9 protein-coding genes are annotated in these 24,882 nt (G+C 47.1%); 6 read left to right on the top strand and 3 right to left on the bottom strand.

From position 1 onward, the window contains the following. Positions 1-35 precede the first annotated feature (35 nt). The 3 genes from SVI_RS05635 to fusA form a co-directional block, all read right to left on the bottom strand. A complete protein-coding gene (locus tag SVI_RS05635) occupies positions 36-935 on the bottom strand; it encodes a 4'-phosphopantetheinyl transferase family protein (RefSeq protein WP_013050488.1) in 900 nt (299 codons plus the stop codon). A gap of 135 nt (positions 936-1,070) precedes the next feature. Next, the gene (locus SVI_RS05630; RefSeq protein ID WP_013050487.1) at positions 1,071-1,250 is read right to left on the bottom strand and encodes a CCGSCS motif protein; all 180 of its coding nucleotides are present in this window, start codon (positions 1,248-1,250) and stop codon (positions 1,071-1,073) included. A gap of 548 nt (positions 1,251-1,798) precedes the next feature. Next, complete coding sequence (gene fusA, locus SVI_RS05625; RefSeq protein WP_013050486.1) at positions 1,799-3,877, bottom strand: elongation factor G; 2,079 nt, start codon at positions 3,875-3,877, stop codon at positions 1,799-1,801. Positions 3,878-4,265: 388 nt separating this feature from the next. Here fusA and SVI_RS05620 point away from each other — a divergent pair, with 388 nt between their 5' ends. The 6 genes from SVI_RS05620 to SVI_RS05595 all read left to right on the top strand — a co-directional run bounded on the left by SVI_RS05620 (position 4,266) and on the right by SVI_RS05595 (position 24,830). Next, a complete protein-coding gene (locus SVI_RS05620) occupies positions 4,266-5,126 on the top strand; it encodes a transcriptional regulator (RefSeq protein WP_041419726.1) in 861 nt (286 codons plus the stop codon). Next, on the top strand, positions 5,126-13,351 hold the full coding sequence (locus SVI_RS05615) for a type I polyketide synthase (protein WP_013050484.1): 8,226 nt from the start codon (positions 5,126-5,128) through the stop codon (positions 13,349-13,351). The genes SVI_RS05620 and SVI_RS05615 overlap by 1 nt, the downstream gene beginning before the upstream one ends. Further along, positions 13,351-15,624, top strand: a complete 2,274-nt coding sequence (locus SVI_RS05610) for a PfaB family protein (protein ID WP_013050483.1) — start codon at positions 13,351-13,353, stop codon at positions 15,622-15,624. Before SVI_RS05615 ends, SVI_RS05610 begins: the two co-directional genes overlap by 1 nt. Next, the gene (locus SVI_RS05605) at positions 15,624-21,440 is read left to right on the top strand and encodes a hotdog fold thioesterase (RefSeq protein WP_013050482.1); all 5,817 of its coding nucleotides are present in this window, start codon (positions 15,624-15,626) and stop codon (positions 21,438-21,440) included. The genes SVI_RS05610 and SVI_RS05605 overlap by 1 nt, the downstream gene beginning before the upstream one ends. Positions 21,441-21,580: 140 nt before the next feature. Beyond that, positions 21,581-23,209 (top strand): eicosapentaenoate synthase subunit PfaD, encoded by a 1,629-nt coding sequence (gene pfaD / locus SVI_RS05600; RefSeq protein WP_041419725.1) that lies wholly within the window; start codon positions 21,581-21,583, stop codon positions 23,207-23,209. A 529-nt stretch (positions 23,210-23,738) separates the two neighbouring features. Next, a complete protein-coding gene (locus SVI_RS05595; RefSeq protein ID WP_013050480.1) occupies positions 23,739-24,830 on the top strand; it encodes a S1 family peptidase in 1,092 nt (363 codons plus the stop codon). The last annotated feature ends 52 nt before the right edge of the window (positions 24,831-24,882 follow it).

The raw sequence follows: 24,882 nt of genomic DNA, 5'->3' as shown, positions 1-24,882 counted from the left end.
CAATAGTCATTCTGCTCTTTTTATTTATCACAAACTTAAAAAGTACTTGATACCAGTTTAGCTAAATTGATTCTATGGGTCACTACACTTAGGCTATCAACTGGGCCTACACTCACGGCAAATCGATAATCTTGATTAAGGTTTCCAAACAAGACAGACCAGGAATCTAGAGATTTTATCGACTCACCACGCTGAAGATTAAGCCCTATCCCCTCAAACAAGTTCAAGATTTTAGCCGACTCACCTTCGATGTTAGCAGCTAACTCTTTTGCCTTCATCTTGGTAAAGTCGAAGCTAAAAGATTTTAGTGACAGGGCCAAACCCAATCCCTTTGCCTTAATATAAGATTCTTTGAGTGCCCACAGGTCGAAGAAGCGATCTCTGTGCTTGTCCTCGGGCAAACTAAGTAATGCATCTGACTCATTTTGAGTGAAGTAATTATTCAAAATAGGATAAATATTAGTACTTTGCCGATAACGCTCAATATCCACACCTAATTCTAATACAGGTTCACCCTGTGCTTGTTTAATCACGGCTACCAACATCCAACCGCCGCTATGGCTGATATTAAACTCGATGCCAGTCTTTGCTCTTTGCTCATCAATTAAACGAGGCTTACCTTTAGTACCGTACTCGAAACGCCATTCCCAGGGGCTAATATCTTCACTCTGGTTCTCACAATGCACATGACTATTGCTCGCTATGGAACCATTGGCAACTTGAGACAATATGCCTCTAAGGTAACCACGAACCATCAGACCTTTATCCCGATCCGAAAGCTGAATATAACGCGACACCTTAGTCAGCTCATCTTCGGGTAGCCAACGTCTAATCGAGTCAGCCTGTTCAAATGTTAAAAGTTCATGTTCGAGTGGACAGAAAAAAAGACTAAGTTTCCCTAGGCTTAACGCCTTGGGTGAAATGACTGGGCTCAAACTAGCTCCGAAACAGAGGAATAAACTTCAGCGATATTATCAAAGGAAAAGCGGGAGAGATACTAAAAAGCCTCGAGAAATCGAGGCTTTTTTTATGTTAATGTTTGTCTCGATGAACACTAATACCTCTCGGTATTATGAACATGAACCGCAGCACACGCCGGGTTCACCGTGTTTAGGCTTCTTGTCTGCCTCAATATCTGTATTCGCTTGCTCTGAGTCTTGCTGCAAACTTTGAATAGACTCAAGCTCAGTTTGGGGACTTTTTTCTGCCACATTTTTCTTTTTGAAAAAACTAACACCTGCTATAGCCATTGTGATCTCCTCTTTAAACATTCATATTTTATGCATGTTATTAGCTCCGACTATTGTAGCCAAATATATAACGCTGTTTGTGAGTAAGTTCTCAAATAATGAATAGTATTAGATTCCGGATTAACGCCAAGCGAGCTTTAGTAAAGTTAATGTCCTTAAAGCAGCCTTGAGCAATAACTTGAACAGTAAGCTTGAGCGATAAGATAGTCGCGAGAACAAGACCAAGCGAAGAGAGCTGTGAGTAAAACTCCTAGACTAAAATCCTCTCATGATGACAGCATGATTTTCACGCCTGACGGCGGTTACTTATAGCGCCTAGCTAAAAGCTTAACCCCATAACCAAATCTTACTACACACCACAGGTACATCAGGTTTTGCCATAGCATCTATCACATAAGGGCTGTCACCTCGATAACCAGCTCTTCAATAAGCTATAACAGCAGGAATAAGAGCAAGGTTAAAGCCAGTATGCACCGTATCACGCATAGGAGCCCTCAGAGGTATCCATAAGGAAAATAGACAACCCTGAACTAAGTAAATAAAATAAACTAAGCTATCGACTTAAGCTCACTGATGAGATTATTTTGGATATGTTCAGGAATAATTTCGTAACGAATAAAGGCCATGGAGAATTGACCATCACCGCCAGTCATAGACTTAAGCCGTGTTGAATAATCATCGACTGAGGCTAAAGGCGCCTCGACGCTCACCTCTATTTTCTGTTCACTTATTGCATTTGTGCCGCATACCATGCCACGACGTGCACTGATATCGCCGGTAATGTCCCCCACTTGCTCAGCCGCGACACATATTTGCATCTCGACTATGGGTTCTAGAATAACTGGAGCCGCCTGACTAACGGCATCGATAAAGGCTCTCTTACCCGCCATGACGAAGGCTATCTCTTTAGAGTCGACACTATGGTGCTTGCCATCGAGCAGACTCACCCTGATATCTTGCATGGGAAAGCCTGCTAACCCCCCACTTAACATGGCTTCTTTTATCCCCCTCTCTACCGCAGGAATATATTGACCCGGAACCGAGCCACCCACCACTTTACTGACAAACTCAAAACCTGTGCCTCGTGGTAAAGGTTCAACCAAGATCTCCACTTCGCCAAATTGACCCGAACCGCCAGATTGTTTCTTATGACGATAGCGTATCTTTGCACTGGTAGTGACTGTCTCTCGGTAAGCGACTGCAGGTTTTTCTGTATCCATATCCACATGAAATAGCTCATGGGCTTTTTCCATAGCGATTTGTAAATGAAGCTCACCTTGGCCCTGTAATACTGTCTGCCCCTCGGCATCCTTACTGCCTAAGCTAGAGTGACCTAAACTAAGACTGGGATCTTCTACCACCAACTTATGTAGTACCTCAGCAATCTTATGTTCATCGCCCCGACGCTTAGGGCTAACCGCCAAGCCAAAAATAGGTTGAGGAAATTTCATTTCAGGCAAGTGAAATTGGTCCTCATCGTGGCTATCGTGAAGCACGGCTCCAACCTCGAGTTCATCTATCTTAGCCAGTGCAATGATGTCTCCCGGCACAGCGCGTGGTACACCAAGATGTTTATCCCCTTGAAGTTTAAATAGATGAGTAATTTTAACTGGCTTGCGCCCCTCACCGATATAGAGCTTCATGCCGATATTGATGCTTCCTTGATGAATTTTTATCACGGCGATGCGGCCAAAAAAGGGATCGATAGAGACGCTAAATACATGGGCTAAAACATGACGATTCGCGCTCGGTGTCACATCTACAGGCTTCATAGCATCACCAAACCCACAGAAAAATTGAGGCGGATTGGCCTCTAATGGGTTGGGCATCAGCTTAGTAATCACCTCAAGCAGTGAATCTATGCCTACGTCCGTTTCTGCGCTGGTGAAACAGACTGGCACTAGGTGACCCATCCTCAACGCCGTTTCTAATGGTTCGTGAAGCTGCTCTGGGGTCAAGAGCTCCCCCTGCTCCAGATAAAGCTCCATTAGGGCTTCATCTTCCTCTAATACGGTATCAACAAGCTCATCACGCGCCGCAAGCGCCGAGTGAAACAGCGACTCAATGCCACTTTCACCCGCCTGCTCATTCCCGCAGCGTAAATAACAATCCACCACAGCATCTAAACTCGCTGTGGGCAAGTTAACTGGCAGACATCCAGTGCCAAACTTGGCTTGTATATCGGTAACTAGCTCAGGTAATTTTTCTTGGTTGCCATCGATATGATTGATGGCAATCAAGACCACTTTTCCTTGAGTTCTGGCCGCCTCGAATGCTCTATGGGTCAAGGTTTCTATACCAATTCCGGCATTAATGACTAAGAGAACCGACTCCACACCGGGCAGGGGTAATAAGGCTCTTCCAAACAGGTCAGGTAATCCTGGAGTATCGATAAGGTTGATATGATGGTGATTAAAATCCAGGTTTAAGAAGGAAGGTTCGAGACTGTGGCGGTGGGCTTGTTCTTGGGCTGTGAAATCAGCATGATTTGTGCCCTTATCCACCCTGCCCTTTTGGCTTATCGCCTTGGCCCGATAGAGTAAGGCCTCGATCAGAGTCGATTTTCCCGCCCCTGTGTGTCCAAGCACCGCAAGATTGCGGATCTGCTCGGTGATAAACTCCGCCATAACAAGCCCTCTTGAGCTGCCTTCAAACAAAGGTTAACCCAAAGTAAAATACGTGAACGTTAAAAATCAATCCTGCTTAATAGTTAATTGTAAGTATAAACCTTAGTTAATGCTGGTTATTTGACCTAGATCAGGTTTCGTTTTGAACATGACTTGTACTGTATATGTAAGAAAATATGAACGTATGGTACAGATGTACGCTCAAACTGGTCGGAAGAGACATTATTAAGTCCCAGGTGATTGTGTTGCCCCCTTAGGTCATGTAATCTGCTGCTCCATTAGCTACAAATTGCTTTAAAAAACGCGAAGACAGGGAACTCCTGCAGGGAACCTCAGTCTTAAAATCGCATTAGTCCCAATAGATTATTAACGGAAACCCGCTAATTTAATGGTAGAGCAAGCTCAAAAACATCTTCTTACTGAAGAAACAAATCCGCTTAAGCGTACGCGAAGTGCAACTGAAGCACGGCACCGTAATGCAACAACGACACCAGAGATGAGACGATTCATACAAGGATCAGACTTTTCTGTGACTCAACTTGCCAAAGTGTTGAACATCAGCGAAGCCACAGTGCGTAAATGGCGTAAACGCGATTCTGTCGAAAATACCCCTAACACTCCCCACCATCTCAACACCACACTCACTCCATTGCAGGAGTATGTCGTGGTTGGTCTCAGGTACCAACTAAAGACACCTTTGGACAAACTTCTCAAAGTAACGCAGAAGTTTATCAACCCCAATGTGTCACGTTCGGGATTAGCCCGTTGCCTGAAACGATATGGAGTCTCCAAGGTAGGTAGTATCGAGAGCCCTTTAGTACCCGAGCGTTACTTCAATCAGTTACCTGTTATTCAGGGAAGTAACATTGAAACCTACACTCTGCATTCGGATACCTTGGCCAAGACCATAGCCGATGATGATCAAACCTGCGTGGTTCAGGTTGTGTCACTAACCATACCGCCACAACTAACTAACGAGGAGCCCAGTTCGATACTGCTCGGCATAGACCCGAGTAGTGACTGGATATACTTAGATATTTACCAAGATGGCAATACCCACGCCACCAACCGATACATAGCCTATGTGTTAAAACACGGGCCGTTTCATCTGCGTAAGTTGCTTGTTCGCAACTACCATACCTTTTTACAGCGTTTTCCTGGTGCCAGACTCAGTCATGGGCATGTCACAAAAAACGTTGAGACTAACAACAAGACGCCTGATAATCAGGCACCCAGTGGAGACTCATAATGAGCCAGACCTCTAAACCTTCAAAGAAGCCTTTAGCGAGCGACAAAAAATCAGCACCTGAGTCAGTACAAGACTTGAAAGCCGATAAGCGCCTAAACAAACGTCTCAAAGATATGCCCATTGCCATAGTAGGCATGGCAAGCATCTTTGCTAACTCTCGCTACCTGAATAAATTCTGGGACTTGATCAGCGAAAAAATCGATGCCATTACAGATATGCCATCGACTCATTGGCAGCCAGAAGATTATTACGATGCAAACAAGAGCACGCCAGATAAGACTTATTGTAAGCGTGGTGGCTTCCTGCCTGATGTTGACTTCAACCCAATGGAATTTGGCCTGCCGCCAAATATCCTAGAGTTGACTGATACATCACAGCTGCTCTCTTTGATCGTTGCTAAAGAAGTGTTAGCCGATGCTAATCTTCCTGAAGGTTATGACAGAGATAAAATTGGTATCACACTGGGTGTGGGTGGCGGACAGAAGATCAGCCACAGCTTAACAGCCCGTCTTCAGTACCCTGTACTCAAGAAAGTATTCAAAAATAGTGGTATCAGCGACACAGATAGTGAGATGCTGATCAAGAAATTCCAAGACCAGTATATCCACTGGGAAGAAAACTCATTCCCAGGTTCTCTTGGTAATGTGATTTCCGGTCGTATCGCCAACCGTTTCGACTTAGGTGGCATGAACTGTGTCGTCGATGCAGCTTGTGCAGGCTCATTAGCCGCTATGCGTATGGCTGTCAGTGAATTGGTCGATGGCCGCTCAGATATGATGATCACAGGTGGCGTGTGTACCGATAACTCACCCTCTATGTACATGAGTTTCTCTAAGACACCAGCATTTACCACCAACGAAACCATTCAGCCATTCGACATTGACTCGAAAGGCATGATGATAGGTGAAGGCATCGGCATGATAGCCTTGAAGCGTTTGGAAGATGCCGAGCGTGACGGTGACCGAATCTACTCGGTGATTAAAGGCATTGGCTCATCATCAGATGGTAAGTTCAAGTCTATCTATGCACCTCGCCCTGAAGGTCAAGCAAAAGCCCTCAACCGCGCCTATGACGACGCAGGTTTTGCGCCTCACACTCTAGGCCTTATCGAAGCTCATGGTACAGGCACAGCTGCCGGTGACGCCGCTGAATTTGCAGGTCTTTGCTCGGTATTTAGCCAAGGTAACGACACTAAGCAGCATATCGCTCTTGGTTCGGTAAAATCTCAAATTGGTCACACTAAATCTACTGCAGGTACTGCTGGCTTAATCAAGGCATCACTTGCACTGCATCATAAAGTTCTGCCTGCCACAATCAACATCAGTGAGCCAAGTCCTAAACTGGATATCGAAAACTCACCATTTTACCTGAACACAGAGACTCGTCCTTGGCTACCACGCGCCGATGGCACACCGCGCCGCGCGGGTATCAGCTCATTTGGTTTCGGTGGTACTAACTTCCACTTCGTATTAGAAGAGTACACCAAAGAGCATCAGCGTAATGACAGCGAAAAATCTAAATATCGTCAACGTCAGGTGGCTCAAAGCTTCCTAGTCAGTGCAGCGTCAAAAGATGCCCTCATTAGCGAGCTAAACACCTTAGCAGCGGCTACGGCTAACGCCGATTTCATCCTTAATAAAGCAGCAGCTGATTATGCTCTGCGTAAACTAGACACAAACGCGCCTCGCCTTGGTCTGGTTGCTAATAGTAAGGAAGAGTTAGCCACACTGATTAAGCAAGCAGTCGCTAAACTCACTGAGAACAGTGATGACACTTGGCAACTACCTGGTGGCACCAGCTACCGCACCAAAGGTGTTGAAGGTAAAGTAGCCGCACTATTCGCAGGCCAAGGTTCACAATACCTCAATATGGGTCGCGACCTTGCCTGTTATTATCCTGAAATGCGTCAGCAATTTGTGACTGCCGATAAAGTCTTTGCCGCCAATAATAAGCAGCCACTTTCACAGACGCTTTATCCAAGGCCTGTGTTTAATAAAGACGATCTAAAGGCTCAAGAAGCGATACTGACCAACACCGCCAATGCACAAAGTGCCATCGGCGCCATCTCTATGGGTCAATATGAGCTATTCACCGCCGCTGGTTTCAGTGCCGATATGGTAGCAGGACATAGCTTCGGTGAACTAAGTGCACTATGTGCAGCCGGTGTTATCTCGAGCTATGATTACTACCAGCTCGCGTTTGCCCGTGGTGATGCCATGGCAACCAAAGCTGAGCCGAAAAAAGGTGAAACAGAAGCTGACACAGGCGCTATGTTCGCTATCATTACTAAGTCTGCAGCAGATCTTGAAGCCGTTGAAGCCACTATCGCCAAGTTCGATGGGGTTAAAGTCGCTAACTACAATGCACCGACTCAGTCTGTGATTGCAGGTCCAACTGTATCTACCGGCGAAGCGGCTAAGGCCCTTAGCGAACTTGGATATAAAGCGATTAATCTACCAGTATCAGGCGCTTTCCACACTGAACTTGTTGGTCACGCTCAAGCACCATTTGCTAACGCCATTGACGCAGCTAAGTTTAATAAGCCAAAGCGTGCACTCTACTCAAATGCAACCGGTGAGCTTTATGACACCAACGCAGGCAAGATTAAGGCTTCATTTAAGAAGCATATGCTGCAATCTGTACGCTTTACCGCTGAACTAGAAGCCATGTATGCCGCTGGTGCCCGTGTATTTGTTGAGTTCGGTCCAAAGAACATACTGCAGAAGCTGGTAGTCGGTACCCTTACCGATAAAGCGCTGGCGAATAAGAGTGAGCTTTGCACTATCTCTATCAATCCAAGCCCTAAGGGTGATAGCGACCTACAGCTTAAGCAAGCTGCAGTTCAGATGGCTGTTGCGGGTATCAAGCTTGATAATATCGATCCATATCAAGCCGATATAGCAGCGCCTGCTAAAGCATCTCCGATGAATATCACCCTAAATGCTGTCAACCATATCAGTAAGTCGACCCGCGCTAAGATGGCTAAGTCCTTAGAGACTGGCACTGTGACTAGCACGACGATTATTGAAGAAAAGATCGTAGAAAAAGTGGTTGAGAAGATAGTTGAAGTAGAAAAGGTCATTGAAAAAGTGATTGAAGTTGAAAAGATTGTTGAGCTTGTATCTCAGCAGCCTGGCAACGCACACCTAAATCATATCTCAGCCAATGCCGAACCAGTTCAAGAGAGTCGAGTAGTGTCTAAAAATTCCAAGCCATTAGTAGTCGTTAATAGCAGCGATGCCTTAACTCACTTCTTTGCCGCGCAGCAGCAAGCTGCCGAGCTTCATCAACAGTTCCTGGAGATCCCCCAGCAATACGGTGATACCTTCACGACCTTGATGACAGAGCAGACTAAGTTAGCCAGTGCCGGTATCGCGATTCCAGAGAGCCTACAACGCTCTATGGAACAGTTTCACCAGCTACAAGCACAGACATTACTCAGCCACACACAATTTCTTGAGATGCAAGCAGGAAGCAATACAGCAGCACTCAGCATGCTTAATGGTGCGCCGGCAGTTATTACAACTCAAGTCCCACTCCAGACGGCAACAGCCCTGAGCGCACCAGTTGCAGCTCAGCCGACTCCTGTCGTCGCACAAGTTACTGCACCAGTGCAAACACCGGCGCCTGTCGTCGCGGCACCTAAACCTGCGGCAATAGTTGCTCCAGTACAAGCGCCAAAGGCAACACCGACTATTAGTCATCAAGCCGCTCCAGTACAGGCAGCAGTTGTACCTGTTGCCCCCTCTGGATTAAGCGCAGCGAAAGTTCAAGCTACCATGCTCGAAGTGGTTGCCGAAAAGACTGGCTACCCAACTGAGATGCTAGAGCTTGAGATGGATATGGAAGCCGATTTAGGTATCGACTCTATTAAGCGTGTCGAAATCTTAGGTACGGTGCAAGATGAGCTACCAGGACTTCCTGAACTTAGCCCGGAAGACTTAGCCGAGTGTAGAACACTAGGTGAAATCGTTGCCTACATGAATAGTAAACTTCCTTCAGGAAGTTCAACGACTCAAGCAACAAGTGCCGCTGCTGCCCTTTCACAAACCGCTGAGGGCTCACTCTCTACAGGTCTTAGCGCGCAAGAAGTACAAGCCACTATGATGTCTGTTGTTGCTGATAAAACTGGCTACCCAACTGAGATGCTTGAACTTGAGATGGATATGGAGGCGGACCTAGGTATCGACTCTATCAAGCGTGTTGAAATTTTAGGAACAGTTCAAGACGAGCTTCCAGGTCTTCCTGAGCTAAATCCTGAAGACTTAGCCGAGTGTCGTACACTGGGCGAAATCGTTGCCTATATGAACTCTAAGCTACCTTCGACTAATACAAGTGCTGCTCCTCAAGTAAGTGCTTCTCCTGTAGCGAATGGTCTTTCATCAGAGAAAGTACAAGCCACTATGATGTCTGTTGTTGCTGAGAAGACAGGCTATCCAACTGAGATGCTTGAACTTGAGATGGATATGGAGGCGGACCTAGGTATCGACTCTATCAAGCGAGTTGAAATTTTAGGTACAGTTCAAGACGAGCTTCCAGGTCTTCCTGAGCTAAATCCTGAAGATCTTGCCGAGTGTCGTACACTGGGCGAAATCGTTGCCTATATGAACTCTAAGCTACCTTCGACTAATACAAGTGCCGCTCCTCAAGTAAGTGCTTCTCCTGTAGCGAATGGTCTTTCATCAGAGAAAGTACAGGCAACTATGATGTCAGTGGTTGCCGACAAGACTGGTTACCCAACTGAGATGCTTGAGCTAAGCATGGATATGGAAGCAGACCTAGGTATCGACTCTATTAAACGAGTTGAAATTCTTGGTACTGTTCAAGACGAGCTACCGGGTCTTCCTGAGCTAAATCCTGAAGATCTTGCCGAGTGTCGTACATTGGGCGAAATCGTTACATACATGAACTCTAAGTTGCCAGCAGCTAATAGCGCCGCGGCGGCTCCTCAAGCCGTAGCTGCTACAAGCGAACTCTCTGCTGAGACAGCCTTGAGCGCGCAAGAAGTTCAAGCAACTATGATGTCAGTGGTTGCCGACAAGACTGGCTACCCAACTGAGATGCTTGAGCTAAGCATGGATATGGAAGCTGACCTAGGTATCGACTCTATTAAACGAGTTGAAATTCTTGGTACTGTTCAAGATGAGCTACCGGGTCTTCCTGAGCTAAATCCTGAAGATCTTGCCGAGTGTCGTACACTGGGTGAAATCGTTGCCTACATGAACTCTCAACTGGCTGAAGGCTCCAAGCTTCCAGCTGAAGGCGCCGCTCCTCAAGCCGTAGTTGCTACAAGCGAACTCTCCGCTGAGACAGCCTTGAGCGCGCAAGTAGTTCAGTCTACTATGATGTCTGTGGTTGCCGACAAGACTGGTTACCCAACAGAGATGCTAGAACTCAGCATGGATATGGAAGCCGATCTAGGTATCGACTCTATCAAGCGTGTAGAAATTCTAGGTACGGTTCAAGATGAACTACCTAGCCTACCTGAGCTAAACCCTGAAGATCTTGCCGAATGTAAAACCTTAGGTGAAATCGTTGCATACATGAACTCAAAGCTGGCCAATACTGGAGCTGTATCAACAAAACCTGCACCAGTCTCAGCCCAGCCTACTGAAGAATTACCACCTCATAGCGAGGTAGCGCTAAAAAAGCTTAATGCGGCGGACACGATTAAAGACTGTTTCGCCGCAGACGCAAGCCTAGTGATCACAGATGATGGTCATAACGCCGGCGTGTTAGCAGAGAAACTGACTAAACAAGGTCTAAAAGTTGCTGTTATTCGTCTTGCAAAAGGCGGCGCTCAATCACCACTTAATAGCGATGTCGCAAGCTTCCAGGCCAAGAGTACTGATGAAGCGGGTATTCGCGCCGTTATTGGTCAAATTGAGCAGCAGCTAGGTAAAATTGGTGGCTTTATTCACCTACAACCAGAAGCCAATAGCAAGAACAAAACTGATGCCGTTAACCTGAACAGTGAAAGCTTTACTCATGTTAGCCAAGCATTCCTTTGGGCTAAGCTACTTCAGCCAACGCTTACGGCGTCAAGTGATAAGCGCCGCAGCTTTATCACAGTGAGCCGTATCGATGGCGGCTTCGGTTACTTAGACACACAAGCTCTGAAAGATGCCGAGCTAAACCAAGCGGCTCTGGCAGGCTTAACTAAGACACTCAGCCATGAGTGGCCTACTGTCTTCTGTCGTGCTCTGGATGTCGCCTCGAATCTAGATGCGACTCACCTTGCAGATGCCATTACCAACGAGCTATTCGATAGCGTGACTAACTTGGCAGAAGTTGGCTTGTCCCTGGACAAAAAAGGCAATGTGACTCGTGCTACCTTAGTTGCTGGTGATGCAGCCGATAAAACAGCAAAATGTGAACTAAACAGTGCAGATACCATACTGGTAACCGGTGGAGCTAAAGGCGTGACCTTCGAATGCGCCCTGGCCCTGGCTAAACGCACTCAGTCTCACTTTATTTTAGCGGGACGTAGTGAACTACAGGCTATCCCTCAGTGGGCAGAAAATAAGCAAATTAGTGAGCTAAAACCTGCAGCCATTGCTCACATCATCTCTACGGGACAGAAGCCAACACCTAAGCAGGTCGAATCCTTAGTGTGGACAGTTAAAAGCTCAATGGAGATAAACACAGCGCTTGAGGCTTTTGCCCAAGTAGGTGCGAGTGCCGAGTATGTCAGCATGGATGTCACTGATACGGCTGCTATCAACAAGGCCCTAACGGGAAAGGCTAACGCTATTACCGGTCTTATCCATGGTGCAGGTGTACTTGCCGACAAGCATATCGAAGACAAGACAATCGAAGAGCTAGGACGCGTCTATGGCACTAAGGTTAATGGTCTAAAAGCGGTATTGTCAGTACTGGATGCAAGCAAGATTAAATTGCTTGCCATGTTCTCGTCTGCAGCTGGCTTCTACGGCAACACAGGTCAAAGCGACTACGCCATGTCTAACGATATCCTCAACAAGGCGGCGCTGCAGTTCACTGGGCGTAACCCGCAAGCTAAAGTGATGAGCTTTAACTGGGGTCCTTGGGATGGCGGCATGGTTAATCCAGCACTGAAGAAGATGTTTACCGACCGTGGTGTGTACGTAATCCCACTCAAGGCTGGCGCCGAGTTATTTGCCACCCAACTGCTGAGTGAGACTGGCGTACAATTGCTGGTTGGCACTTCGATGCAGGGCGGCGGCGACTCTCAATCAAAAATCGCTGATGGCTCTGCTACAGAAGGTTCTTCTGTAAAAAAGCTTAATGCGGGTGAGGTGCAACTTGCACAACATCCGCAGCGCCTTGCGACCAAGGGTCCGCTAACGCCTCTGACGTTAACAAGAACCTTAAACCCTAATGCTATGGTCTTTATTCAAGACCACCGCATTAGCGGTAATCCAGTGCTCCCAACAGTGTGCGCTATTGCGTGGATGCGCGAAGCTGCAAGCGAAATGCTCGGGTCTCGCGTTAAAGTTCTCGATTATAAGCTGCTTAAAGGGATCATCTTCGACAACGATGATGTTCAAGAAATAAAACTTGAACTGACACCTATCGAAGCACTCAACCAAGAGCCTTCAACGGCACTTGGAAACAGTGAGCCTTCAGCGGCTCTTAAAATGAGCGCGATGATCACCTGTCAGGGACGTCCGCAATACAAGGCGACGCTCGTCAGTGATGAGTCCATCGAACTGCCACAAGCTAAGCGATTTACCGATACCGGTGAGTGTATCGCTACTGCGAGTGAGCTTTATAGCAACGGAACCTTGTTCCACGGGCCACGTTTGCAAGGTATCGAGAAGGTATTCCAGTTTGATGATTCAGGACTGTTAGCTAGCTGTCGACTGCCACATGTGAGTGATGAAGATTGCGGCCATTTTGTTGCCACGACTCATCTTGGCGGCAGCCAGCCTTTTGCCGAAGACTTACTTCTACAAGCCATGCTTGTTTGGGCAAGACTCAAGTACGGTGCGGCCAGTCTGCCATCTGCTATCGGTGAGTTTATCTCCAACAAACCTATGGCCTTCGGTGAGTCTGGGATTATCGAGCTTGAAGTGATTAAAACCAATTCTCGTTCACTACTGGCTAATGTTGCACTTTACCATGAAAATGGCGAGCTCAGCGCTATGATGAAGGGGGCAAAAGTCACCGTCAGTAAGAGCCTGAATAATGCCTTCTTGGCGGAGCCCTCTGCGGCTCTTGATAAAGAGAATGAGGCTAAATAGTGAACCAAACGCTTAATGCTGCACAGCAACAAGCGCCTCAAAAAGTAGCGATGCCACTGCGCATCGCGCTTTTAGTGCTGCCGTCGACAAAACTGTCTTACGATAGTCCGTCGGCTAATCCACTCGAGGTGCTACTGCCTGAGCTATATCAATCTGGACTGCTCTCTTCTAAAAAGGGGGCTTCTAAAGAGGGTACTTCGGAGCAGATTGTTAACATTGAAGTCGATGACTTCGAGGCTAACCTCAAGGCCACTATTCAAGCTATCGATGAGGGCAAGCTGGTTCAATTATCGACATCAAGCCAGTCCCTGTTGATGATGCCGTCACTCAAAGCGGCGCAGCTGAGAATACATCCCCATGCCCAGCTTGCTGCGATACAGCAAGGTAATACCGGTGTACAGCAGACAATGGCACTCGCACTGGCTCAGGCTAAGCGAGATAGTGCCACTGTCAGTAAGATAGAGAATTTACATGATCTGGACAGCCAGCAGAAATTTGCAGCGGTTCACCAGTTAATCACTGAGCTTGCTTCTCGAACCTCAATTCGTAATGAGGTCAATGAGGGGGTCGAACTCGGGCCTAAACAGGCCAAGAGTCACTACTGGTTTACCCCAAATCATCAAGCAAGAGTCACTGCGGTCAACTTCTCTCATTCGGTTAACAATATTGCAGCTGACAAACAAGCCAATACCAGCTTTATTATTACCCAAGGTACCGGCTTTATTGCACCAAAATCCATTGTCGACGATAAGCGCTTACAGTTTGTACTATCCGGTGATACTCAAACTCAGCTATTAACCGCGCTTCACGGTCTCAACCAAGCACTTCAGGCTAAACCAGGCTCTGTACTCTCTGTGATGAGAGATAATCTTATCGCATTCGAGCAGACCAACGCCTGTTACGCCATTACATTACAAGCAAGTTCAGTTGCGGCTATGCAACTTGAGCTCAGCGCCATGATTGAAGCATTGCCTAAGGTCATGAGTCAGGATGGTCAGAACAGCTCTCAATATAAGACACCAGCTGGCAGTTACTTCACTGCAAAGCCCTTGGGCAATGTTGAGACTGCGGGTCTTACCTTCGTTTATCCGGGTGTAGGTACCGTTTATGCTGATATGTTTAGCGAACTACACAGATACTTCCCATCACTCTATTCACGACTAGAACGTGAAGGCGATTTGAAGTCTATGTTGCAAGCCGATGACATCTATCACTTAGATGCTAAGGTTGCCCCAGCCATGCCCTTAGGCGATCTGGCTATTGCCGGTGTTGGCAGCAGCTATCTGCTCACTCAACTCTTGATGCAAGAGTTCAATATCACCCCAGATTTTGCCCTAGGTTATTCCATGGGAGAAGCTTCCATGTGGGCCAGCCTAGGTGTGTGGAATGACCCCCACGCCTTGATTGAGAAGACTCAACACGATCCACTATTTACCTCTGCGATTTCAGGCCAACTAACCGCCGTGCGTAAAGCGTGGCAGTTAAGCAATGACGACGCAGACATAGTCTGGAATAGCTTCGTTGTTCGCAGTCCCAGCGAGCCAATTGAGACCCTGCTTCCTGAATTCCCCCGCGCATATCTTGCCATTATTCAGGGAGATACCTGTGTGATAGCAGGTTGTGAAACTCAATGCCGTGAGCTACTGACCAAGATGAAGAAGCGTGGTATAGCCGCTAACCGAGTGACCGCCATGCACACGTCACCGGCAATGGAAGAGCACGGCAATGTGATTGAGTTTTATACTCAACCACTGCGTGAGGAATTACCACAAGATATCAAATTTATCAGTGCTGCTAGCCTACTAGCTGGTGACAGGCGCGATAAGGCCGTCAACGAGGCAGGCGTTATTGATAGCACTATGATTGCCAAGTCTATCGCAGATACCTTCTGTAATACCTTGAACTTTACCGCGCTGATCCATAGCGCTCAACGACAAGGCGCTAAGCTATTTGTCGAGCTGGGCGCCGACAGACAAAACAGCACCCTGATCGACAAGATAGCCAAGCTCGACAGAAGCTGCGGGGCAGAAGCCAGCAGCTACTCATGCTGCACAGTACCCGTTAACGCCAAAGGCGGTGATGACATCACTAGCCTACTAAAAGCACTGGGACAACTTATCAGTCATAGAGTGCCGTTATCACTACAGCCTCTCATCGATGGACTCAACCGAGAGATTGCGCTCCTTGAGCTGAACTCAAGGGGTCAAACGACTCTGGATGGCAGCATCTCCAGTGAGCCCGATGCAAACAAATTACTCAAAGGGGAAGTCTAATGTCTTTACAGGGCAAACCTTCAAGCAAGCAGAGAAAAATCGCCATAGTGGGTCTAGCCACCCTCTACCCCGATGCCAAGAGTCCACAGGAATTTTGGCAAAACTTGCTCGATAAGCGAGACTCTCGCAGCATATTAACCAATGAGAAGCTTGGCGCTAACACCCAAGATTATCAGGGTGTTCAAGGGCAATCAGACCGCTTCTATTGTAACAAGGGCGGCTATATTGAGAACTTCAGCTTCGATGCCACAGGTTATAAACTATCAAGCGAGAGTCTGACAGGCCTAGATAACAGCTTCCTTTGGGCGCTAGATACCAGCCGAAAAGCACTCTTGGATGCTGGGATAACCTTAAACAGTACCTCTTTAGCACGTACGGGTATCATCATGGGCGCCTTGTCATTCCCGACAACCCGCTCCAATGATCTGTTTTTGCCTATCTATCACAGTGCCGTTGAAAAGGCATTGCAAGATAAGCTAGGCAACAATGGCTTTAAGCTAAACCCAACCAATGCCCATACTGATAGAGCCCGCAGCGAAACCGTCATCGATAATGCCAATGGTGCTATCGCTCACAACACTTCAAAAATTGTTGCCGATGCCTTAGGTTTAGGCGGTGCGCAACTCAGCCTAGATGCGGCATGTGCCAGCTCAGTCTATTCTTTAAAACTCGCCTGTGATTATCTCACCGCGGGCAAAGCCGATGTGATGTTAGCCGGCGCTGTTTCTGGCGCCGATCCTTTCTTCATCAACATGGGCTTCTCCATCTTCCATGCCTACCCGGACCATGGCTTTTCAGTTCCCTTCGACAGTGACAGCAAAGGCTTGTTCGCCGGTGAAGGTGCTGGCGTCATGGTGCTCAAACGTTTAGATGATGCCGAGCGTGATGGTGATAAAATTTATGCCGTCGTCAGTGGCGTCGGCTTGTCCAACGACGGTAAAGGCCAGTTTGTACTCAGCCCTAACCCTAAGGGACAAGTTAAAGCCTTTGAGCGTGCCTATGCAGCCAGTGATATCGAGCCTAAAGATATCGAAGTGATCGAGTGTCACGCCACAGGCACACCACTGGGTGACAAGATTGAGCTCACGTCCATGGAGACCTTCTTCGAAGACAAGCTTGCTGGCACCAACGCGCCGCTAATTGGCTCGGCTAAGTCTAACTTGGCCCACCTGCTCACCGCCGCTGGCATGCCTGGGATCATGAAGATGATCTTCGCCATGAAAGAGGGCGCATTGCCACCGAGTATCAATATCAGCGATGCCATCGAATCACCTAAGGGTCTATTTGGCACCAAGACTTTACCTAACCAGGTGCAGCCTTGGCCGGTAAAATCAGGCAACAAACTGCGCCATGCTGGCGTATCTGTATTCGGTTTCGGTGGCTGTAATGCTCACCTGTTGCTGGAATCCTACTCATTTCAACAAGCAGCTTCAGGGATATCGGCTCCAATAGCAGCAGAACCTGAAGCGATGAAGATTATTGGTCTGGCTTCTCATTTCGGCCCACTGAGCAGTATTAATAAGCTCAGTGATGCAATTGCATCAGATACTAATGGTTTTATTTCTCTGCCGAAGCAGCGTTGGAAAGGCCTAGAGAAGCATCCAGAGATACTGGCAGAATTTGGTCTTAGTGCAGCGCCTAAGGGAGCCTATATCGACAGCTTCGAACTAGACTTTCTGCGCTTCAAACTGCCGCCAAACGAAGATGACCGTTTGATCTCACAACAGCTTATGCTGATGAAAGTGACCGATGAAGCAATCCGTGATGCCAAGCTAAAGCCGGGACAAAAAGTCGCCGTGTTAGTTGCCATGGAAACCGAGCTTGAACTGCACCAGTTCCGCGGCCGGGTAAACTTACACACTCAGCTGCAAGAGAGCCTAACAGCCATAGGTGTCACCCTTAGTGATGATGAATACTTAGCTCTTGAAGCTATCACCATGGATAGTGTGCTCGATGCGGCTAAGCTCAATCAGTACACCAGCTTTATCGGCAATATCATGGCCTCGCGTATCGCCTCACTTTGGGACTTCGATGGTCCGGCGTTTACCATCTCAGCCGCAGAGCAATCTGTCAGCCGCTGTATCGATGTGGCGCAAAATATGATGGCCAGTGAAGCACTAGATGCTGTGGTCATCGCCTCAGTGGACCTTTCCGGTAGTTTCGAGCAGGTGATACTGAAAAACAGTGTCGAACCAGTCTCCTTTGATCCGGTCACAAACACCGGCTGGAATGTGGGTGAAGGTGCCGGTGCACTGGTACTTGTCCCTGATACAGCTAACAGCAATGACAGCACTGCTTATGATCAAACTTATGGCCAGATTAGTGCCCTCGCCTTTGGCAAAGCAAACCAATCGAATCTTGTCACCGATAAGTTACTGACCCAAGCCGGCGCAGATATCAACACGATTAAGGTCGTTGAAACCAATATAGCACCAGGAAGTTCACCAGCAACATCTGTCGCTTCGCTAAGTGCATTTCCTAATGCCATTGGCACCAGCGCTGATAATCGCCTTGGACACTGCTTCGCCGCGGCGGGAATGGCAGGTCTGCTCCATGGCCTACTAAGCCTGTCCAAACAGAGCAATACTGGTAGCGCACTGGTAATAAACATCAATGAAGATCAACAATCTCAATTGCTACTGAGCCAAACGGCGAATGAAAATAGTGCGCTTAAATCACGCCTAAGCTCTGAGCTCAAGTCTGATGCCAAGCATCAACTGCTCAAGCAAGTGACCTTAGGTGGCCGCGATATCTATCAGCATATCGTCGATACACCACTAGCAAGCTTACCTTCGATTCAAAGTAAACTTGCCCAGGCCAAGGTTTCATCTGTGGTTAAGCTGCACAAATCATTGATAACGCGCTCCTCTCAAACAAGAGTGCAAACAGCATCCGCACAAGTTCAGTTACAAGCAGCGCCTGTGAGCCCTACTCCAGTATTAGGTACCCCTATGAAAACTAAAACGATTAACACTACCTTAGTTAACACTCAGGCACTAACAACGCCAAGTACACCAATTGATGTATCCCAAGGCGACTTAGCTGCATTCCAACATAACCAGCAGCTCACGCAGCAAGCTCATCAGGCTTTTTTAAAGAGCCGTTCTGTTGGCATGAAAGTGGCCGACGCATTACTCAAGCAGCAGCTTGCTCAGGCATCAGGTCAGCCAGTGACGGCGCCTTTGATGCAAGTTCAACAGCCGATATCTGCTTTAGCCCCTCTAGTTGAAGAACTAAAGCCGGATCACGCTAACGTAGCGCCATATATAGCGCCGACGCCTGAACTTAAGCCATGTATCTGGAACTATGCCGACTTGGTTGAATACGCCGAGGGTAATATCGCCAAGGTATTTGGTTCAGATTACGCCATCATAGACGGCTACTCCCGTCGTGTGCGCCTACCAACCACAGATTATCTGCTGGTATCTAGGGTGACTAAACTCGACGCGACCATGAATAAGTATAAGCCTTGCTCTATGACCACAGAGTATGACATTCCGCTTGATGCACCTTACTTAGTAGATGGTCAGATCCCTTGGGCCGTAGCGGTAGAATCAGGTCAGTGTGACTTGATGCTGATTAGCTATCTAGGTATCGATTTTGAGAACAAGGGCGAGCGTGTTTATCGTCTGCTAGATTGTACCCTCACCTTCCTGGGCGACTTGCCTCGTGGCGGCGACACCCTAAGATATGACATTAAGATCAATAACTATGCCCGTAACGGCGATACCTTGTTGTTCTTCTTCTCTTATGAGTGTTTCGTTGGCGATACCATGGTCCTTAAGATGGATGGTGGTTGTGCAGGCTTCTTCACCGATGAAGAGCTGGCCGACGGTAAGGGCGTGATTCACACCGAAGATGAAATAAAGGCTCGTAATCTAGCATTCTCTAACAGGGGAAGGCAGACCTTTAACCCATTGCTAGATTGCCCTAAAACCAGCTTCAGCTATGGCGATATCCACAAGCTACTCAATGCAGATATTGCCGCTTGTTTCGGACCTAGCCATGCAGGCGCATCTCAACCATCGCTTTGCTTCGCGTCAGAAAAATTCCTGATGATCGAACAGATCAGCAAGGTCGACCGCACTGGTGGCAGCTGGGGCCTAGGTCTTATCGAAGGCCATAAGCAACTAGAACCGAATCATTGGTACTTCCCGTGTCACTTCCAAGGTGACGAAGTGATGGCAGGTTCTCTAATGGCCGAAGGTTGTGGTCAATTATTGCAGTTCTACATGCTGCATCTTGGCATGCACACTCAAACCAAGAATGGCCGTTTCCAGCCACTGGCAGATGCCTCACAGCAGGTACGTTGTCGCGGTCAGGTATTGCCTCAATCTGGTGTGCTTACTTATCGTATGGAAATAACCGAAATCGGTTTCAGCCCTCGCCCTTACGCTAAAGCCAATATCGATATCATACTCAATGGTAAGACAGTGGTGGACTTCAAGAACCTAGGAGTCATGATTAAGGAAGAAGATGAGTGTGTTCGTTACCCTGAGCTGATTAGTGCAACGACATTAACTACCACACCAGCTTCTGGCAACACAGCTAAGATGGTTCGTCCTAACGCCCCCTTAATGGCGCAAATTCCGGATCTGACTAAGGCTCCTAACAAGGGCGTTATCCCTATTCAGCACGTCGAGGCACCTGTCACTCCAGATTATCCTAACCGTGTACCTGATACTGTGCCGTTTACCCCTTATCACATGTTTGAATTTGCTACCGGTAACATAGAAAACTGTTTCGGCCCCGAGTTCTCCATCTATCGCGGCATGATCCCACCACGCACGCCTTGTGGCGATCTGCAGGTGACGACTCGCGTGATTGAAGTTAATGGTAAGCGCGGCGAATTTAAGAAGCCTTCATCCTGTATCGCCGAATACGAAGTCCCAAGTGATGCCTGGTATTTTGATAAGAACAGCCATGAAGCCAGCATGCCGTACTCGATATTGATGGAAATATCTTTGCAGCCAAATGGTTTTATCTCGGGCTACATGGGCACCACACTTGGCTTCCCAGGCTTAGAGCTTTTCTTCCGTAACTTAGACGGTAACGGCAAGATGCTAAGAAATGTCGACCTACGCGGTAAGACAATTCGTAACGACTCTCGTCTGCTGTCTACCGTTATGGCTGGCACTAACATCATCCAGAGCTTCAGCTTCGAGCTGAGCACAGATGGCGTACCTTTCTACGAAGGTAAGGCGGTATTTGGTTACTTCAAGGGCGATGCCCTAAAAGACCAGCTTGGACTGGACAATGGCAAGGTTACTCAGCCCTGGCATGTCGCTAAAGGCATAGCGGCTGATTATACCGTCAACCTACTCGACAAGAGCAGCCGTCACTTTAATGCCCCAGAAGGTCAGCCACACTACCGCTTAGCCGGTGGACAGCTGAACTTTATCGACAAGGTTGAAATAGTCGATAATGGCGGCACTCAAGGTCTTGGTTATCTCTTTGCTGAGCGCACTATCGACCCGAGTGACTGGTTCTTCCAGTTCCACTTCCATCAAGATCCGGTTATGCCAGGTTCTCTTGGTGTTGAAGCCATCATAGAAACCATGCAGACTTACGCCATCACTAAAGATTTGGGCGCAGGATTTAAAAATCCTAAGTTTGGTCAGATTTTATCAGACATCAAGTGGAAGTATCGTGGACAGATCAACCCACTGAACAAGCAGATGTCTATGGATGTCAGCATTACCTCGATTAAAGATGTCGATGGTAAGAAAATCATCACAGGTGACGCAAGCCTGAGTAAAGATGGTCTGCGTATTTACCAAGTGTTTGATATCGCCATCTGTATAGAAGAAGCCTAAAAGCTAGGCTTTTTTGCTTGAGTTAATGGCTAGAGGGCGAGCTCTTTAGCCATTAAAATCTTACGAATTAGAGATGAGCAGCTATAAAAGCTGCTCGACATTGAATTAAAAAGATAAAATTAAAGGAATCTAGAAAAATAATGAATCCTATTACAACCAATGAAAAGCTTTCTCCTTGGCCTTGGTCGGTTACCGATGCCAACCTCAGTTTCGATGTCAATACCATGGAGCGACACCTGAAAGATTTCAGCCGTGGCTGTTATGTGGTTAACCACAGTGAGAAAGGTGTCGGTATCGCACAAGATGCGGCCTTAGCCTCAGAGCAAGGCGCAAATAGCAATGCACACCCAGTTAGCGCATTTGCACCAGCTTTAGGCACAGAAAGCTTAGGTGACAGTAACTTCCGCCGCGTACACGGAGTGAAATACGCTTACTATGCTGGCGCTATGGCCAACGGCATCTCATCTGAAGAGCTCGTCATTGCCTTGGGCAAAGCTGGTATCTTATGTTCATTTGGTGCAGCGGGTCTTATTCCAAGCCGCGTAGAAGCCGCTATTAATCGTATCCAGGCCGCCCTACCGAACGGCCCTTACATGTTTAATCTTATTCATAGCCCAAGTGAGCCAGCACTAGAGCGTGGCAGTGTCGAGCTATTTATCAAGTATAAGGTTCGTACCGTTGAAGCCTCAGCATTCTTGGGGCTAACACCTCAAATCGTCTACTACCGCGCAGCAGGCCTTAGCCGTGATAGCCATGGCAATATCGTTATCGCCAATAAGGTTATCGCGAAAGTCAGCCGCACTGAAGTCGCTGAGAAGTTCATGATGCCAGCCCCGACCAAGATGCTACAAAAATTGGTCGATGACGGCTCTATCACCCCAGAGCAGATGGAGCTAGCACAACTGGTTCCTATGAGCGATGACATCACAGCCGAAGCAGACTCAGGTGGACATACTGATAACCGTCCATTAGTGACACTCCTGCCGACAATTCTGGCATTGAAAGAAGAGATCCAAGCCAAGTACCAATACAACACGCCTCTTCGCGTCGGTTGTGGCGGCGGTGTAGGAACACCAGATGCGGCTCTCGCTACCTTCAACATGGGCGCAGCCTATATCGTTACAGGCTCAGTAAACCAAGCCTGTGTCGAAGCCGGTGCCAGTGAACACACTCGCAAGCTGCTGGCGAACACTGAAATGGCAGATGTAGCCATGGCACCCGCTGCCGATATGTTCGAAATGGGCGTCAAGCTACAAGTAGTTAAGCGTGGCACGCTTTTCCCTATGCGAGCCAACAAGCTCTACGAACTCTACACCCGTTATGACTCTATCGAGGCCATTCCGAAAGATGAGCGTGAGAAGTTAGAGAAGCAAGTGTTCCGTTCATCTCTTGATGAGATCTGGGCTGGCACAGTGGCACATTTTAATGAACGAGACCCTAAGCAGATCGAGCGCGCCGAGGGCAATCCTAAGCGTAAAATGGCACTCATCTTCCGCTGGTACTTGGGGCTTTCTAGCCGCTGGTCAAACTCAGGCGAAGTCGGCCGTGAGATGGATTATCAAATCTGGGCAGGTCCAGCACTTGGCGCCTTTAACCAGTGGGCTAAAGGCAGCTACTTAGATAACTACCAGGACCGTAATGCGGTCGATATAGCCAAACACCTGATGTATGGCGCAGCTTACCTTAACCGAGTAAACAACCTGACTTCACAAGGGGTTAAGTTACCGACTCAGTTACTACGCTGGAAGCCAACTCAGAGAATGGCTTAAAAGCAGCGACGAGCTGCGAGTAAAAAGTCAGCCTTGAGCGGCTCTTATAAATAGACAGCCTTGAGCGGCTTGTTTTAAGAGCCAGGAAAAATCAAAAGCCCCCAGCACTCTAGGTTCAATCTAGAGTGCTGGGGGCTTTTTTGTTTAGGGAGATTAATTGCCTATTACAAAGCATCTAATGGGCTAACGGTTCCCGCATAATGTTGACCTAATACATGAGTATAGATCTGGGTGGTATTAATATCACTATTCACGCTTTGCCATTGCTGCATGTAACGAAGTTGTGTAAATTCAGTAAGATAATCCTGTAAAAAAAGACTGTGCAGCCTTGAACAGCATAGATAACCGGAAAGCAAAGTGTGCAACAGAGTTTTATCCGAAGGTGTATTGGATACAACTTGCCACAAATCAAGATAATACTATGTTTACACTATGATTTTTCACACTTAATAACGCACACTTTCTCAAGAGGCATTGGCGAAACACGCTTGCCGTATATTAAAATGTTAGGCATTTAAAATAGGTATTTATGGCATTCGAAGATAAGAAAACAGATATACAAAAGCTTTATGCACAATATGCGGGAGCTGTTGCATACGTAACGGTCGAAGATGATGAACAGAATGAAGGTATTGGTTCTGCATTTCATATAGGTGATGGAATATTCGTAACAGCCAAGCATGTTATTGATAATAAAAAAATTCTTGAAGTTGCTACCACCAAAAGAATTGAATTAACCCAAGAAACTATTGATGAAGAAAAAGAGCCTGAGATCATAATTATTGAACCTAAAGTTCATAATATTATAGAAGGACCCTTTGTAAATGAGAATGAAGATATTTCAGTTTTCAAGGTTGATTTAGAGAACGACTTTTTTCCTAGTGTACAACTTGGTTCACATACATCACACGAAATTACAGACAGTCAGTTTGTTTTAGCTAATGTTTTAGTAATTGGTTATCCACCGATCCCTTTTACAAACACACCAAATCAGGTAGTTGCCAGTGGACAAGTTAACGCTGTTATTGATGTAAGGCATTCTGACTATGTACATTTTGTTCTTTCAACAATGGCGCGTGGTGGCTTTAGTGGAGGAGTCGTACTATCTGAGTCAGGGTTTGCATTAGGTCTTGTTACAGAAAGCTTGGGAACTGGCGAGTCTTTGGTTGAAACTGGATACATGAGCATATTATCCATTGACTCAGCTATTGAATTAGCAGTTAAACATTTCGATTTTAATCTACAAAAATACGGAATCTACAGAGACCAAGACTCTTTGATTGAAGTTAAAATGGTAAATGAATCATTGGGGCGCTTGAACTCACGACTTTTTAATGCATGTGTATATGTATACGATGATGATAGAGATGTCTTTATGGAATTTATATGTGACGATCAGGAGCTACTTCACCCTGCTTACGAAATATTTAATTCGGTCACACCAATACATATAGATGAATCAATGTCTAAAGATAACCTTTTGTTTACTCAGCCATCTGACAATCCACCTGCAACGTTATTGGTAACCGCTGCTGAAGCGGTGCGTGACTTTTTTATGAAATCCGACTATCACGAGCTATCAACAAAAAGAAATTCTTGGCAAATTCGAGACAAAGCCTAACGTATAAGGATAGGCCGCGCGCAGCCGCGTCCTTATCCCAAGTGTTGAACAA

The sequence above is a fragment of the Shewanella violacea DSS12 genome (genome assembly GCF_000091325.1).
GTDB classification, from domain to species: Bacteria; Pseudomonadota; Gammaproteobacteria; order Enterobacterales; family Shewanellaceae; genus Shewanella; species Shewanella violacea.
Note: the sequence above shows the minus strand (reverse complement) of the source record. Positions and strands in the feature narration are given on the sequence as shown.

Bases quoted from the DNA above. Each gene is read 5' to 3' on its own strand.
- pfaD (WP_041419725.1), top strand. From the start codon at position 21,581: ATGAATCCTATTACAACCAATGAAAAGCTTTCTCCTTGGCCTTGGTCG.
- SVI_RS05595 (WP_013050480.1), top strand. From the start codon at position 23,739: ATGGCATTCGAAGATAAGAAAACAGATATACAAAAGCTTTATGCACAA.
- SVI_RS05620 (WP_041419726.1), top strand. From the start codon at position 4,266: ATGGTAGAGCAAGCTCAAAAACATCTTCTTACTGAAGAAACAAATCCG.
- SVI_RS05615 (WP_013050484.1), top strand. From the start codon at position 5,126: ATGAGCCAGACCTCTAAACCTTCAAAGAAGCCTTTAGCGAGCGACAAA.
- SVI_RS05630 (WP_013050487.1), bottom strand. From the start codon at position 1,250: ATGGCTATAGCAGGTGTTAGTTTTTTCAAAAAGAAAAATGTGGCAGAA.
- SVI_RS05605 (WP_013050482.1), top strand. From the start codon at position 15,624: ATGTCTTTACAGGGCAAACCTTCAAGCAAGCAGAGAAAAATCGCCATA.
- fusA (WP_013050486.1), bottom strand. From the start codon at position 3,877: ATGGCGGAGTTTATCACCGAGCAGATCCGCAATCTTGCGGTGCTTGGA.